The sequence below is a fragment of the Burkholderia sp. SR8 genome (assembly GCF_052851275.1).
The window spans coordinates 155,946-171,200 of record NZ_JAULUC010000007.1 but is presented as its reverse complement, the minus strand read 5'-3'; the positions used below and the strand labels follow the sequence as shown (position 1 = coordinate 171,200).

General features: G+C 68.5%; 10 protein-coding genes. 8 read left to right on the top strand and 2 right to left on the bottom strand.

Annotation, left to right across the window (positions count from 1 at the left end; genetic code table 11):
- The 5 genes from Q3A80_RS11365 (at nucleotide 1) to Q3A80_RS11345 (ending at nucleotide 6,801) form a co-directional block, all read left to right on the top strand.
- Nucleotides 1–2,997 carry a two-partner secretion domain-containing protein gene (locus tag Q3A80_RS11365; protein ID WP_446329137.1) on the top strand — a complete coding sequence of 999 codons (2,997 nt, stop codon included), beginning with the start codon at nucleotides 1–3 and terminating at the stop codon, nucleotides 2,995–2,997.
- Nucleotides 2,998–3,182: 185 nt separating this feature from the next.
- A complete protein-coding gene (locus Q3A80_RS11360; protein WP_446329136.1) occupies nucleotides 3,183–4,235 on the top strand; it encodes a fimbrial protein in 1,053 nt (350 codons plus the stop codon).
- 191 nt (nucleotides 4,236–4,426) lie between these two features.
- Nucleotides 4,427–5,242 (top strand): ABC transporter substrate-binding protein, encoded by an 816-nt coding sequence (locus tag Q3A80_RS11355; RefSeq protein WP_446329135.1) that lies wholly within the window; start codon nucleotides 4,427–4,429, stop codon nucleotides 5,240–5,242.
- Nucleotides 5,243–5,350: 108 nt separating this feature from the next.
- Nucleotides 5,351–6,073, top strand: a complete 723-nt coding sequence (locus Q3A80_RS11350; RefSeq protein ID WP_446329134.1) for an amino acid ABC transporter permease — start codon at nucleotides 5,351–5,353, stop codon at nucleotides 6,071–6,073.
- A gap of 2 nt (nucleotides 6,074–6,075) precedes the next feature.
- Nucleotides 6,076–6,801: an amino acid ABC transporter permease gene (locus Q3A80_RS11345; RefSeq protein ID WP_446329262.1), complete on the top strand. Its 726-nt coding sequence runs from the start codon at nucleotides 6,076–6,078 to the stop codon at nucleotides 6,799–6,801.
- Between the two features lie 141 nt (nucleotides 6,802–6,942).
- Here the strand turns inward: Q3A80_RS11345 and Q3A80_RS11340 are convergent, their stop codons facing one another.
- On the bottom strand, nucleotides 6,943–8,220 hold the full coding sequence (locus tag Q3A80_RS11340) for a M23 family metallopeptidase (protein WP_446329133.1): 1,278 nt from the start codon (nucleotides 8,218–8,220) through the stop codon (nucleotides 6,943–6,945).
- A gap of 329 nt (nucleotides 8,221–8,549) precedes the next feature.
- On the bottom strand, nucleotides 8,550–9,197 hold the full coding sequence (locus Q3A80_RS11335) for a TetR family transcriptional regulator (protein ID WP_446329132.1): 648 nt from the start codon (nucleotides 9,195–9,197) through the stop codon (nucleotides 8,550–8,552).
- 150 nt (nucleotides 9,198–9,347) lie between these two features.
- Here Q3A80_RS11335 and Q3A80_RS11330 point away from each other — a divergent pair, with 150 nt between their 5' ends.
- The 3 genes from Q3A80_RS11330 to Q3A80_RS11320 are packed head-to-tail and all read left to right on the top strand — an operon-like array spanning nucleotide 9,348 to nucleotide 15,151.
- Nucleotides 9,348–10,535: a MexX/AxyX family multidrug efflux RND transporter periplasmic adaptor subunit gene (locus Q3A80_RS11330; RefSeq protein ID WP_446329131.1), complete on the top strand. Its 1,188-nt coding sequence runs from the start codon at nucleotides 9,348–9,350 to the stop codon at nucleotides 10,533–10,535.
- An 18-nt stretch (nucleotides 10,536–10,553) separates the two neighbouring features.
- Entirely contained in the window at nucleotides 10,554–13,691 is a 3,138-nt protein-coding gene (locus tag Q3A80_RS11325; RefSeq protein WP_446329130.1) for a multidrug efflux RND transporter permease subunit, read from the top strand.
- Nucleotides 13,688–15,151 carry an efflux transporter outer membrane subunit gene (locus Q3A80_RS11320; RefSeq protein WP_446329129.1) on the top strand — a complete coding sequence of 488 codons (1,464 nt, stop codon included), beginning with the start codon at nucleotides 13,688–13,690 and terminating at the stop codon, nucleotides 15,149–15,151. The genes Q3A80_RS11325 and Q3A80_RS11320 overlap by 4 nt, the downstream gene beginning before the upstream one ends.
- Nucleotides 15,152–15,255: the final 104 nt, after the last annotated feature.

Sequence of the window (15,255 nt, the reverse complement as noted above, 5' to 3'; positions counted from 1 at the left end):
GTGAACAAGACATACGCTTTGGTATGGAACAGCAGGCAGGGTGTCTGGCAGGTAACCGGCGAGCGGGCACGCCGACGCGGCAAGTCCGCGACGCGCGCGCGTGCCGTCGCGGTGCTGGCGCTGCTCGCGGGCGGCACGCTGACGTCCGCGTACGCGTTGCCGGTGGACGGCACCATCGTGTCCGGAAAGGCGGACATGCTGACCTACGACAACGGGCGGCAGATGTCGATCAACCAGCACACCGACAAGCTGGTGACGAACTGGAAGTCGTTCAACATCGACAAGGGGCAACGCGTCACGTTCAACCAGCCGTCCACCACGTCGATCGCGCTGAACCGCGTTCTCGGTCAGGACGGCAGCGCGATCTACGGCACGCTCGACGCGAATGGCCGCGTGTTCCTCGTGAACCCGAACGGCATCCTGTTCGGCAAGGGGGCGCAGGTCAACGTCGGCGGGCTGGTCGCGACGACGCTCCGGATCAAGGACGAAGACTTCGAAGCCGGTCGGCTGCGGTTTTCCGGCGATTCGCCTGCCGAGGTGCAAAACTTCGGCAATCTCGTGGCAAGCGAAGGTGGTTCGATCGCGCTGCTCGGGGCGCGCGTGACGAACCGCGGTGTCGTGCAGGCGCAGATGGGGACCGTCGCGCTCGGCGCAGGGCGCGACGTGACGCTGAATTTCGACGGCGGCAAGCTGCTCAATGTGCAGATCGACGAGGGCGTCGTCAACGCACTGGTGAGCAACGAACAGTTGCTGAAGGCCGATGGCGGGCAGGTGCTGATGAGCGCGAAGACGGCCGATGCGGTGCTGCGCACGGTGGTCAACAACCAGGGCAGCATCGAGGCCAGAACGCTCAGGAACACGGCGGGCCGAATCTCGCTGGACGGGTATGACGCCGGCACGGTCAATGTCGCGGGCATGCTGAACGCGAGCGCGACGACACCAGGCAACGGCGGCACGGTCGACACGCGCGGCGCCGACGTGAAGGTCGCACTCGGGGCAATGGTCGACACGCGCGCGGTCAACGGGCGCAGCGGTACCTGGCGTATCGCGACCTCCGACCTCGGAGTCAAGGCGGGCGCGAACCAGTCGGCCACGATCGTGGCCGACACGCTGTCGCGCAACCTCGCGACGACCGACATCGAGCTGGTGGCCGAACGCGGCACGCTGTCGGTCGACGGACCGGTGACCTGGGCGAGCGGCAACGGCCTGAAACTGGCCAGCCGGCAGGGCGACGTATCGGTCAACGGGCCGCTGCGCGCAACCGGTGCGAATGCGCGCATCGCGATCGCCGCACGGGACAACGTCGGGATCGCGGCACCGATCGCACTGACCGGCGCGAACGCGCTGCTCACGCTTGACTATGGCGTCGCGCACGCGTTGACGGACGGCGCGGCGGTGACGCTGTCGGGCGCCGGAGCCGGCTTCGAATCGAACGGCTATCGCTACATCGTGGTCCAGAACCTGCAGCAACTGCAGGCCGTGAATGCGAATCTCGGCGGACTGTACGTGCTCGGCAACGACATCGCCGGCTCCTATTACGGCAGCGCATTCAAGACGATCGGTTCGGGCGCGTCGTTCGCGGGCGTGTTCAACGGCCTCGGCAATACGATCAGCAACCTCACGATCGCGAGCAACGATCCCTATGCCGGGTTGTTCGGCCGCAACGCGGGCGTCCTCGCGAACCTCAACCTGAAGTCGCTGCGCGTCAGCGCCGCGTCGGGCGTGGGCCCGGTCGCCATCGGCGGGTTGGTGGGCGAGAACGTCGGCACGATCTCGAACGTGAACGCGACGAACATGCAGGTGAGCGCCGGCGCCAGCCGCAGCAATGCGCTGGGCGGTCTGGTCGGCATCAACACCGGCGACATCCTGCACGCGTCGTACACCGGATCGGTATCGGGCAACGGCATGTCGTATGCGGTCGGCGGCCTGGTCGGCGAAAACGGACTGGGCCGGCATGCCGGGCTCGTGTCGGACGGCGAGTCGAACGCGAACGTATCGGGCGGCGCATCGAATCTGGCGTCGATCGGCGGCCTCGTCGGCGTGAACCGGGGTGGGGAAATCCTCGGCTCGACGAGCCGCGGCACCACGTCGGGCGCCTATCTGGCGGGTGTGAACGTCGGCGGGTTCGTGGGGGCGAACCTGTCCGGCGAGATCGTCGGTGCGACGGCACTGGGCCGCGTGACGGGCGGCTCGAGCGGCACGGCCGGCGGCCTCGTCGGGCGTAACGCCGGCAAGATCACCGGTTCGAGCGCGAGCGGCGTCGTGGATGGCCGGTATGCGCAGGCGATCGGCGGTTTCGTCGGAATGAACCAGGGTACGGTGACCGACAGCAAGGCGCTGGGTGCCGTGATGAGCGCATCGACGGGTTCGACCGGCGGCTTCGTCGGTATGAACACGGGCGCGGACGCGGACATCGACATGGCGGAAGCGCACGGTGCAGTCAGCGGTGGGCAGGGCGCGAATGGCGGCTTCGTCGGCAATCACGCCGGCGGCCGGATTTCCCATGCCGTCGCGCGCGGCAAGACGACGGGCGGCAGCTACAGCAAGACCGGCGGCTTCGTCGGCAGCAATTCGGCCGAACTGTCCAACGTCGACGCGAGCGGCGATGTATCGGCCGGGACCGGCGCGTCGGCCGGCGGTTTTGCCGGTATCAACCTGACGTACGGCAAGGTCTCGACTGCGTTTGCCACCGGTAACGTGTCCGGCGGCACGTCGAGCACGGTGGGCGGTTTCGCCGGGGAAAACCTCGGTACGGTGACCGACGCGTCGGCATCGGGGACGGTCGGCGCCGGCTGCTACGCGACGCTCGGCGGGTTCGTCGGCATGAATGCGGGGCTCGTCGAGCGCGCAGCCGCGAGCGGGCGAGTCAACGGATCGTCGACCCAGACCTTCGGCGGTCTCGTCGGCATCAACCGCGGCACGTTCCGCAACAGCATCGTGTCCGGCGAGGCGGCGCTGCAGAAGATCGCGGGCCTCAATCTCGGCGTGATCGAGTAACGCGGCGGGCGGCGGGCGACCATCGTAAGCAGGTGGCGCCCGCCGCCGCTTCCACGGGAGACACCATGAAGACGATTCACTGGCGCGGATTCAGGCAAGCGGGCCTGGCGATGCGTCGATTCGCGACGGCCGGATGCGTGGCGCTCGCATTCTGCGGGCCTGCAGCGGCGCAAACCAATAGCGGCATGACGGCGCTGGATTGCACGTTCAGCAACGTCGATGCGACACCCTGGCTGATGATCACCCCGTTGACGAGTGCGACGCCGGTTGGCTCGACGCTGTATCAACGCACGGTGACGCTGATGGTCGCGTTCAAGTACGGCAACGCGTCGACCGCGCACGAGCTGGTGAGTGCCGGACACTGGACGCCGGGCACGGTCGTCACGGACGGCGTCGCGCAGACGAACGTGCCCGGCATCGGCTTCAAATGGGTCGGCGTTTCCAATGACGGCGTCGAGCGTACGCTGCGGCAAGGCAGCCTGCCGATGGTAACCGCGAAAAACGCACTCCTGCAGTCAGGCGGCGGGGTCGATGCGCGGGTGATGCGCTTCCGGCAGTTCCTGGTGCTCGATCAGCCGGTTTCCCAGTTGCCGGAAGGGAAGCTGATCGTCAAGAGCTTGCCGGGCAACCCGACCGTCGCACTGTATGCGATCGATTTCCCGAAAGATACCGTGTCGGAGGGCACCACCGTGACCGTGCCGGGGTCGACGGTGCCCGCCAATCTGTGCAAGCAGAGCAAGCTCTTTGTTGGCGTCGGCAACGTCTGTATCGGCGGCGAATGCGAGATCGCGGTGCCGAACCGCTGCGAGATTCAGTCGGGCATGATCGTGCCGGTCACACTCGGCAATTTTCCAGTCAGTCAGTTTCCGGGCGTGAACGCGACATCCAAGCCGGTCGATTTCGATATCACGCTCAACCACTGCGCGGCGGCAGCGAAGCCGTCGATCAGCTTTCGAGACAAGGCTGTCCGGCCGAACCAGGACCGCACGCTGCTGCAACTGAGCGCGCCTGCCGGACAGACGGTGGCGCGCGGATTCAACATCGTGATGACGAATGCGTTGAGCGGCGAGCGGATCGCATACGGCGAACCGGGCACGGCCATCCGGTATCCGATGCGTCGCACCGGCGACCTGGCCGTGATGCCGTTGCGTGCGCAGTACATTCGTACCGGCACGGACGGAGAGCTGACGCCCGGCTATGCCGGCGGCGGTGCGGAATTCACGTTCACGTTTCCGTGAGCGCGAGGCCCGCACGCCGGCCGGCCCGGCCTCATCACGAAACCCGCAGAGCAAAGCACCATTTGTTGGTTCGGAATCGCCGCACGCGCTGATACGTTAGCGGCTTGGCGGCAACACACTCCGTCGCGATGTTCCTCGAACCGGCCGCCGCGCGATCCGCGGCGGCCTTCATGACAATTCAGGTCGTGCTCATGAAATTCCACACTCTCGCTACGTGGCTCGTCGGGGCCGCACTCGTCACGGCAGGCACGGTCGCGCACGCGGATCGTCTCGACGACATCAGGAAGGCCGGCGTGCTGCGCGTCGCGACCTTCGACAGCAACCCGCCGTTCGGCTATGTCGACGCCACGAACAACCACATCGTCGGCCTCGACGTCGACTATGCGAAGGCGCTCGCCGACAAGCTCGGCGTGAAGCTGCAACTGCAGCCGACCAATCCCGCAAACCGCATTCCGTTCCTGACGTCCGGCAAGGTCGACCTCGTGCTCGCGAACTTCACCATTACCGACGAGCGCGCGAAGCAGGTCGACTTCAGCATTCCGTACTTTTCGTCGGGTCAGCAGTTTCTCGCGAAGAAGGGCGTGCTGAAATCGGCGGATCAGCTGAACACGCTGCGCGTCGGCGCGGACAAGGGCACGACGAACGAGATCACGCTGCGCGAGAAATTCCCGAAGGCGACGATCGTCGCGTACGACGACACGCCGTTCGCGTTTGCCGCGCTGCGCGCCGGCAACGTACAGGCGATCACGCAGGACGGGCCGAAACTGATCGGCCTGCTCGCGAACGTGCCCGACAAGCAGAACTACGAGATCCCGCCGTTCACGATCTCGAACGACTACATGGGCGTCGGCGTGCCGAAGGGCGAAACGCGGCTGCTCGGCTTCGTGAACGACACGCTGAAGGGGCTCGAGGCGAACGGTCGCGCGGCGCAGATCTACGATGCGTGGTTCGGCCCGACGACGAAGACGCCGCTCACGCGCATCTTCCGCATCGGCGACAAGACCTGAGCCGCATACCGGGCGCGCCGCGATCGGCCGCCGGCTGGGCCGGCGCGCGCCGATCGCGGCGTTTTCTGCTTCCTTTTCGTGGCGCGCGCTGCGCGTCCGCACCACCGCATGCTCGGCCTGGCTCCCAAATACCTGTCGTGGCTCTGGCACGGCTTCCTGCTGACGCTTGGTCTCGCGTCTGCGTCGGCGCTCGCCGCGACCGTCGGCGGACTGCTGCTCGCCGTCGCGCGGCATGCGCGCGCGAGGACCCTGCGCACGCTGGCGGCAGGCTACGTCGTCGCGTTCCGCAACACGCCGCTGCTCGTGCAACTGCTGTTCTGGTATTTCGGCGTCGCATCGCTGCTGCCCGACACGTGGATCGCGTGGCTGAACGCGCGCCATGAAGTCGGTGTCGGGCCGCTCACGCTGGCATGGCCGTCGTTCGAACTCGTCGCGGGCTGGGTCGGACTGAGCGCGTACACGGCCGCGTTCGTCGCCGAGGAGTGCGAAGCCGGCCTGCGCGGCGTGCGCCGCGCGCAGCACGATGCGGCCGCGGCGCTCGGGCTCACGCCGCTGCAGTCGCTGCGCTACGTGGTGCTGCCGCAGGCCGTGCGGATCGCGCTGCCACCGCTGTTCGGGCAATACATGAATCTCGTGAAGAACTCGTCGCTCGCGATGGCGATCGGCGTCGCCGAACTGTCGTATGCGTCGCGGCAGGTCGAGACCGAGACGTTCAAGACCTTCGCCGCGTTCGGCGTGGCGACCGTGCTGTACGTCGCGGCGGTGGCCGCGATCGAGGCCGGCGCGTACGCGGCCACGCGGTGGCGCGACCGACTCGGCGCAGCGCGTTGACGATGGACTTCTCGCTGCTGTTTTCCAATCTGCCGTACCTGCTGGTCGGCGCGTTCCCGGACGGCCCGCTCGGCGGGGCCGCGCTGTCGCTCGTGCTCGCCATCGCGTCGGCCGTCGCATCGGCTGTGCTCGGCGTGGCGCTCGGCGTCGCGATGGCGCTCGCGCGCGGGCCGGCGCGCGTGCTGCTGCTCGCGTTCATCGGCTTCTTCCGCGCGATTCCGGTGCTGATGCTGATCTTCTGGACGTACTTCCTGATGCCGATGCTGCTGCACATGGACGTGCCGGGGCTCGCGACGGTCGTGTGCGCGCTCGCGCTGATCGGCGGCGCCTATCTCGCGCATGCGGTGCATGCGGGTATCGTCGCGGCCGGCGCCGGACAGTGGCAGGCGGGATTGTCGCTCGGGCTCACGCGCTGGCAGACGGTGCGCTACGTGCTGCTGCCGCAGGCGATCCGGATCATGACGCCGTCGTTCGTCAACCAGTGGGTCGCGCTGGTGAAGGACACGTCGCTCGCATATATCGTCGGCGTGCCCGAACTGTCGTTCGTCGCGACACAGGTGAACAACCGGCTGATGGTGTATCCGGCGCCGATCTTCCTGTTCGTCGCGGCGATCTATCTGGTGCTGTGCACGTCGCTCGACGGCGCGGCGCGCTGGCTGCTGTCGCGCCGTCCGCGTGCGCAGCGCATCGCGCAGGCGACGGCCGAGCGCACCGAACCCGCACGGTGACGGCCGGCCGCGTGCGATGCGCGCGGCGGATGGCCGGTGATGAAGAGAGGTGGCCGGCCGCGTCGCCGCTGCGCGAGCGGCGACGGGCGAGAACGTGCTGCGGTGCCGGCGTGCTTCCCGGCGCGCGTGCCGGCGGCCGCGTCAGGAGGCGCTGTAGTGCGTATCGAACACCGCGCGCAGCGTCGACGGGCCGGTCGCGAAGTCGCCCCACAGCGGGCCGTCGCTTTGCGCGAATGCGAACGGCGTCGTGCTGATCGATGCAAGGCGGAAGCGCCATTGCGCCGCTTCCTGGCGGAAGGCGGTGAGCTGCATGTCGGACAGCCCCGTCTGCGCGTTCGCGAGCGTGACGAGCGGATCGACCGGATCGTTCGCGACGCGCACTTCGAAGTGCAGGTGCGGGCCGGTGGCCGCACCCGTCATCCCGACCGAGCCGATGCGCTGGCCCTGCTTGACGGTTTCGCCGGTCTTCAGCCCGCGCGCGTACGCGGACAGGTGCGCGTAGTAGGTCGAATAGCCGTCCGCGTGATCGACGATCACGTAGTGGCCGTAGCCGCCCGGATCGGTACCGACGAACGACACGACGCCGTCTGCGGCAGCGGTGACGGGCGTGCCCGACGGCGCGGCGAGGTCGACGCCCGTATGGAATGCCATCGCCTGCGACAGCGGATGGATGCGCTCGCCGAAGAACGAGCTGATGCGCGTCCACTTGACCGGCATCGTGAACGCGGCCGCTTCGAGCGGCGCGCCGTCGAGCGTGTAGTACGCGCCGTGATCGGCACCCGGCGCGCGGAACCAGATCGCGCCGAACGTGCGGCCCGCGACGCGCAGCTCGACCGCGGTGAGGTGCGGGGTGCCGTTGTTCGTGTCGTACGCGACGCGGTAGTAGTCGCCGCGCTGCGCACTCGCGCGCATCGCGACCTTGCCGGTGACGAGGTCGCCGAGCTGGATGCGTACCTCGGGCGGCACGTCCATGCGGTTCAGCGTATCGGACAGCGTGAGTTCGATGTCGCCCGCGCGCATCCCGTGCTGGCTTTCGGGCGCGGCGTACTGGAACAGGTTCGCATAGCCGAGCATGTCGTTGCGGTGTGCGCTGAGCGGCGCGAACAGGCCGGGCTGCGCGCCGCGGCTGTTGCGTTCATCGAGTTCGTTGCGTTCGCCGATCGTGCGTGCGAGTTCGCTCGTCACGAAATGCTGCGCGGTGGGAAACGGCGTGTCGGACAGCACGCGCTGCGGCAGCGCGGCGGTGCCCGTGTCGACGGCGCCCGGCAGTTGCGACACGGCCGGCAGCGCGGCGGCGAGGCCGAGCGCGGCGAGGGCGCCGAGCACGGCGGCCGGCACGAGCGCGCGCACGAGGCGCTGCGCGCGGCCGGGCGCGAAAGCATCAGGGGTTGCGGCAGGCTTGACCAAAGGTGTCCACATCCAGGAAAGCGGTTCAAAGAGGTGTGGGCAGGAACCGTCGGCGGTCCAACCGTCGGGTGACGACGGCGCGGGCGACGGGCGTGCAACAAAACAGGCCCCGCCAGGGGCCTGTGTCGTTCCCGTTCGACCCAACTTGCGGGCGGGGCCCGCTTCGAACGGCGGCGTGAGTTTACCGGGTCGAACCCGGTTATCACGAAGACGCTAAAGAAAGATGACAGCGTGAGTCTACCGATGTTCCGCGAAACGTTAAAAATTTTAAAGAGGGTCGGCTCATTCGTTTCGCACTGCGGTAAATCGGGTTAAATCCGCATTTATTGCGCGACGTGTCGTCAGACTGGCAATTTTTGCGCGCGCACGCGCAGCGCATCGGACGTCCTGACCGCGTCGAACCCGGCGTCGAGCATCGCTTCGGCGTCGCTCCACAGGTTGCCGCGCAGCCGGTTGGTCCAGATCATCGACGCAAACACGCCTTCGAGCAGCGACACGAGATAGACGGCCGCGAGATGGACGTCGAGATCGGCGGCGAGTTCGCCCGCCGCGATCGCCCGGCGCAGCAGCGCCTTCGCGATGCGCAGCATCTGCAGTTCGAGCAGCATGCGGCGCCGCTGCAGCGCGCCGTTCTCCTCGCTCTGCTCGCACTTCGTATAGAGGATCACGAGCACGCGCTGCATTGCGCCCGGTTCGCCGCATTGCTGCAGGTAGTGCGACGCGGCGCGGCGCAGCGTCGCGAACGCGGGGAGGCTGTCGACCGCGTCGAAACCTTCGGACGTGCGCGCGAACGCGCGGTCGCACATCGCGAGACACACTTCCATCTTGTTGCGGTAATGGCCGTACACGGCGCCCCGCGACATCCCGGCCGCCTCGGCGAGGTCGGCCATCGCGGTTTGCGCGACGCCTTTTTCGAGCAGCACGAGCTCGGCGGCGTCGAGGATCCGGTGCTTGATGGCGAGCGATTCTTCCCGGGTCTTGCGGGCCATGTCGTGAATTTCCTTACAGTAAGCTGTCGTTTTATTGACACAGTATGACGAATGATTACAAACGACCATATTTAATCAGTCGTGACTGATTATAATCGGCCACCCTGAGCCGCCGCATTGTATCGGCGGCGAATGATCCGAGGTCAGAACATGAATAACAACTGCACCCTGTGGCGCCGCCTGCGGCTGGCGCCGTTCGCGCTCGCGGCGATGCTGGCCGTGGCCGGATGCGGAAAGGGCGAACCGGACAAGGCGCCGGACACCATTCAGAAGGCGACGGTCGTCACGGTGCGTCCGGTCGCCGTGCCGATGACCGTCGAATTGCCGGGCCGGCTCGACGCGTATCGACAGGCGCAGGTGCGCGCGCGGGTCGCGGGCATCGTCACCGCACGCACTTACGAAGAAGGGCAGGAAGTGAAGCAGGGCGCCGTGCTGTTCCGCATCGATCCCGCGCCGCTGAAAGCTGCCCGCGATGCCGCGCAGGGGGCGCTCGCGAAGGCGCAGGCCGCCGCGCTCGCGGCGAGCGACAAGCGCCGCCGTTACGACGACCTGGTGCGCGACCGCGCGGTCAGCGAGCGCGATCACACCGAGGCCGTCGCCGACGATACGCGGGCGAAGGCCGACGTCGCTTCCGCGAAGGCCGAGCTCGCCCGCGCGCAACTGCAGCTCGACTACGCGACCGTCACCGCGCCGATTTCGGGCCGCGCGCGGCGCGCGCTCGTCACCGAAGGCGCGCTCGTCGGCCAGGACCAGGCGACGCCGCTCACGACGGTCGAGCAGCTCGATCCGATCTACGTGAACTTCTCGCAACCGGCGGCCGACGTCGACGCGTTGCGCCGCGCGGTGAAGAGCGGGCGCGCGACGGGCATCGCGCAGCATGACGTGACGGTGACGCTGCTGCGCGCCGACGGCACCGCGTATCCGCTGAAGGGCAAGCTGCTGTTCAGCGATCTCGCGGTCGATCCGACCACGGACACGGTCGCGATGCGCGCGCTGTTCCCGAACCCGGAGCGCGAGCTGCTGCCGGGCGCGTACGTGCGGATCGCGCTCGATACGGCCGTCGACCGCCGCGCGATCCTCGTGCCGCGCGATGCGCTGCTGCGCACGGCCGATCGCACGTCGGTGCGCGTGGTGGGCGCGAACGGCAAGGTGAAGGACGTCGAGGTCGTCGCGGACCAGATGAGCGGTCGCGACTGGCGCGTCACGCGCGGCCTCGCGGGCGGCGAGCGCGTGATCGTCGACAACGCCGCGCAGTTCGCGCCCGACACGACCGTGAAGCCCGTCGAGCACGCAGCGCCGACCCGGGCCGCATCGCAGGCGGCCGCCCGTCAAACCTGACCGGTTCAATCGATCAACATGGCACGTTTCTTCATCGATCGCCCCGTCTTCGCGTGGGTGATCGCACTCTTCATCATGCTCGGCGGCGCGTTCGCGATCCGCGCGCTGCCGGTGGCGCAGTACCCGGACATCGCGCCGCCCGTCGTCAGCATCTATGCAACGTATCCGGGTGCGTCCGCGCAGGTCGTCGAGGAATCGGTGACCGCGCTGATCGAGCGCGAAATGAACGGCGCGCCGGGGCTGCTGTACACGTCCGCGACGAGCAGCGCCGGCGCCGCGTCGCTGTACCTGACGTTCAAGCAGGGCGTGAACGCCGATCTCGCGGCCGTCGAAGTGCAGAACCGGTTGAAGACGGTCGAGGCGCGCTTGCCCGAACCGGTGCGGCGCGACGGCATCCAGGTCGAAAAGGCCGCCGACAACATCCAGCTCGTCGTATCGCTGACGTCGGACGACGGCCGGATGACCGCCGTGCAGCTCGGCGAATATGCATCGGCGAACGTCGTGCAGGCGCTGCGCCGCGTCGACGGCGTCGGCAAAGTGCAATTCTGGGGCGCCGAATATGCGATGCGCATCTGGCCCGACCCGGTGAAGATGGCCGGGCACGGCCTCACCGCGTCGGACATCGCATCGGCCGTGCGCGCGCACAACGCACGCGTGACGGTCGGCGACATCGGCCGCAGCGCGGTGCCGGACAGCGCGCCGATCGCGGCGACGGTGTTCGCCGATGCACCGCTGAAGACGCCGGCCGACTTCGGCGCGATCGCGCTGCGCACGCAGCCGGACGGCTCCGCGCTGTACCTGCGCGACGTCGCGCGCGTCGAGTTCGGCGGCAACGACTACAACTATCCGTCGTACGTGAACGGCAAGGTCGCGACCGGGATGGGCATCAAGCTCGCGCCGGGTTCGAACGCGGTGGCCACCGAGAAGCGCGTGCGCGCGACGATGGACGAACTGTCCGCGTATTTCCCGCCGGGCGTGAAATACCAGATCCCGTACGAGACGTCGTCGTTCGTGCGCGTGTCGATGAACAAGGTCGTCACGACGCTGATCGAGGCCGGTGTGCTGGTGTTCCTCGTGATGTTCCTGTTCATGCAGAACCTGCGTGCGACGCTGATTCCGACGCTCGTCGTGCCGGTCGCGCTCGCGGGCACGTTCGGCGTGATGTATGCGGCCGGCTTCTCGATCAACGTGCTGACGATGTTCGGGATGGTGCTCGCGATCGGCATCCTGGTCGACGATGCGATCGTCGTCGTCGAGAACGTCGAGCGGCTGATGGTCGAGGAGGGGCTCGCGCCGTACGACGCGACCGTCAAGGCGATGCAGCAGATCAGCGGCGCGATCGTCGGCATCACCGTGGTGCTGACGTCGGTGTTCGTGCCGATGGCGTTCTTCGGTGGCGCGGTGGGCAACATCTACCGGCAGTTCGCGCTGTCGCTCGCGGTATCGATCGGCTTCTCGGCGTTCCTCGCGCTGTCGCTGACGCCCGCGCTGTGCGCGACGCTGCTCAAGCCGGTGTCCGGCGACCATCACGAGAAGCGCGGCTTCTTCGGCGGGTTCAACCGCTTCGTCGCGCGTTCGACGCAACGCTATGCGACGCGCGTCGGCGCGATGCTGAAGAAGCCGCTGCGCTGGCTCGTCGTGTACGGCGCGCTGACGGCGGCCGCGGTGCTGATGCTCACGCAGCTGCCGACCGCGTTCCTGCCCGACGAAGACCAGGGCAACTTCATGGTGATGGTGATCCGCCCGCAGGGCACGCCGCTGGCCGAAACGATGCAGAGCGTGCGCGAGGTCGAGTCGGCGATCCGCCGTGACGAGCCGACCGCGTATACGTATGCGCTCGGCGGCTTCAACCTGTACGGCGAAGGGCCGAACGGCGGGATGATCTTCGTCACGCTGAAGAACTGGAAGGAACGCAAGGCCGCGCGCGATCAGGTGCAGGCGATCGTCGCGCGGATCAACGAGCGCTTCGCGGGCACGCCGAACGCCACGGTGTTCGCGATGAATTCGCCGGCGCTGCCCGATCTCGGTTCGACGAGCGGCTTCGACTTCCGGCTGCAGAATCGCGGCGGGCTCGACTACGCGACCTTCAGCGCCGCGCGCGAGCAGCTGCTCGCGGCGGCCGGCAAGGAGCCGGCGCTCACCGACGTGATGTTCGCCGGCACGCAGGACGCGCCGCAGCTGAAGCTCGACATCGACCGCGCGAAGGCGTCGGCGCTCGGCGTGTCGATGGACGAGATCAACACGACGCTCGCGGTGATGTTCGGTTCCGACTATATCGGCGACTTCATGCACGGCACGCAGGTGCGCCGCGTGATGGTGCAGGCCGACGGACGGCACCGGCTCGATCCGGACGACGTGAAGAAGCTGCGCGTGCGCAACGCGCGCGGCGAGATGGTGCCGCTCGCCGCGTTCGCGACGCTGCACTGGACGCTCGGGCCGCCGCAGCTCACGCGCTACAACGGCTATCCGTCGTTCACGATCAACGGCTCGGCCGCGCCCGGCCACAGCAGCGGCGAAGCGATGCGCGCGATCGAGCGGCTCGCCGCGAAGCTGCCGGCCGGCATCGGCCATGCGTGGTCGGGGCAGTCGTTCGAGGAGCGGCTGTCGGGCGCGCAGGCGCCGATGCTGTTCGCGCTGTCGGTGCTCGTCGTGTTCCTTGCGCTCGCCGCGCTGTACGAAAGCTGGTCGATCCCGTTCGCGGTGATGCTGGTCGTCCCGCTCGGCGTGATCGGCGCGGTGCTCGGCGTCACGCTGCGCGCGATGCCGAACGACATCTACTTCAAGGTGGGGCTGATCGCGACGATCGGATTGTCTGCGAAGAACGCGATCCTGATCGTCGAAGTCGCGAAGGATCTCGTCGCGCAGCGCATGTCGCTCGTCGACGCGGCGCTCGAAGCCGCGCGCCTGCGGCTGCGGCCGATCGTGATGACGTCGCTTGCGTTCGGCGTCGGCGTGCTGCCGCTCGCGTTCGCGTCGGGCGCCGCGTCCGGCGCGCAGATGGCGATCGGCACCGGCGTGCTCGGCGGCGTGATCGCGGCGACGGTGCTCGCGGTGTTTCTCGTCCCGCTGTTTTTCGTGATCGTCGGCCGACTGTTCGACGTCGGCCCGCGCCGGCGCGGCGGCGCGCAGCCGGCGGAGATGGAGGGTTCCCGATGAGGTTTGCGTTGAATGCACGCGCCGCGCCGAGTACGCGGCTCGCACTGGCCGCCGCGCTCGGATTCACGCTCGCCGGCTGCTCGCTCGCGCCGCGTTACGAGCGGCCCGCGGCGCCGGTGCCGGCGAGCTATGCACCGGTCGATGGCGGTACGGAGCAGGGTGCTGAGCCGGCTGCGTCCGATGCCGCATTGCTCGACGACTGGCGCGCGTATTTCACCGATCCGGCGCTGCAGACGTGGATCGACGCCGCGCTCGCGAACAATCGCGACCTGCGGATCGCGGCCGGCCGCCTCGACGAAGCGCGCGCGCTGTACGGCGTGCAGCGCGCGGACCGGATGCCGGCGATCGATGCGAACCTCGGCTACGAGCGCACGCGCCAGTACGACCCGGTGCTGCGTGAAAGCGCGGTGAGCGGGCTGTATCGCGCGGGCGTCGGCATCAGCGCGTACGAACTCGACCTGTTCGGCCGCGTGCGCAACCTGTCCGATGCGGCGCTTGCCGAGTATTTCGCGACGGCCGACGCGCAGCGCACGGTGCGCATCGGCGTGATCGCGGAAGTCGCCGCCGCGTACGTGTCCGAACGATCGTTGCACGAGCAGCTGGAGCTCGCGCAGCGCACGCTCGACGCGCGCGAGCGCATCGCATCGCTCACGCAGCGTCGCTACGCGGCCGGCACGAGCGATGCGATCGAGCTGCGCTCGGCCGAGATGCTCGTCGCGTCCGCGCGTGCGTCGCGGGCGGCGCTGCAGCGCGAACACGCGCAGTCGGTGCGCGCGCTGCAATTGCTCGCCGGCGATTTCGCGCGCACGGTGCCGGCCGACGGCCCCGCGCTCGACGCGCTCGCGATCGCGCCGGTCGCACCCGGTGCGCCGAGCGCGCTGCTCGAACGGCGGCCCGACATCCGGCAGGCCGAGTCGCGGCTCAAGGCCGCGAATGCGCAGATCGGCGCCGCGCGCGCGGCGTTCTTTCCGCGCATTGCGCTGACGACCGACTACGGGTCGGTCAGCGATGCGTTCTCGAGCTTGTTCGCAGGCGGCATGAGCGTGTGGACGTTCGCGCCGCGCATCACGCTGCCGCTCTTTGCGGGCGGCCGCAATCGCGCGAATCTCGACGTCGCGAACGCGCGCAAGCACATCGCGATCGCCGAATACGAGAAAACCGTGCAGACCGCGTTCCGCGAGGTGGCCGACGCGTTCGCCGCGCGCGACTGGATCGATCGCCAGCTGGCGGCGCAGCAGGACGTGAACGCGGCCGACGGCGCGCGCCTCAAGCTCGCCGAGCGCCGCTATGCGGGCGGCGTCGCGACGTACCTCGAACTGCTCGACGCGCAGCGCAGCACGTACGAGTCGGGGCAGGAACTGATCCGGCTCAAGCAGCTGAAGCTCGCGAACGCGATAGCGCTGTATCGTGCGCTCGGCGGCGGGTGGACGCCGGCCGGCGCCGCACAGTCGGCTGCGTGAGTCGTTGATCGCGCCGGCGGCGGTCGCGCATCGCGCAGCGTCGTCGCCGGCTCTCACCGCGATTGATTCCGCCGGGCCACCGGCAGGGATCGACGGCGAACGCG

What these genes read in the sequence shown, in the direction of transcription:
- Q3A80_RS11360 (WP_446329136.1), top strand. Translation starts at nt 3,183, where the DNA reads ATGACGGCGCTGGATTGCACGTTCAGCAACGTCGATGCGACACCCTGG.
- Q3A80_RS11355 (WP_446329135.1), top strand. Translation starts at nt 4,427, where the DNA reads ATGAAATTCCACACTCTCGCTACGTGGCTCGTCGGGGCCGCACTCGTC.
- Q3A80_RS11350 (WP_446329134.1), top strand. Translation starts at nt 5,351, where the DNA reads ATGCTCGGCCTGGCTCCCAAATACCTGTCGTGGCTCTGGCACGGCTTC.
- Q3A80_RS11345 (WP_446329262.1), top strand. Translation starts at nt 6,076, where the DNA reads ATGGACTTCTCGCTGCTGTTTTCCAATCTGCCGTACCTGCTGGTCGGC.
- Q3A80_RS11340 (WP_446329133.1), bottom strand. Translation starts at nt 8,220, where the DNA reads ATGTGGACACCTTTGGTCAAGCCTGCCGCAACCCCTGATGCTTTCGCG.
- Q3A80_RS11335 (WP_446329132.1), bottom strand. Translation starts at nt 9,197, where the DNA reads ATGGCCCGCAAGACCCGGGAAGAATCGCTCGCCATCAAGCACCGGATC.
- Q3A80_RS11330 (WP_446329131.1), top strand. Translation starts at nt 9,348, where the DNA reads ATGAATAACAACTGCACCCTGTGGCGCCGCCTGCGGCTGGCGCCGTTC.
- Q3A80_RS11325 (WP_446329130.1), top strand. Translation starts at nt 10,554, where the DNA reads ATGGCACGTTTCTTCATCGATCGCCCCGTCTTCGCGTGGGTGATCGCA.
- Q3A80_RS11320 (WP_446329129.1), top strand. Translation starts at nt 13,688, where the DNA reads ATGAGGTTTGCGTTGAATGCACGCGCCGCGCCGAGTACGCGGCTCGCA.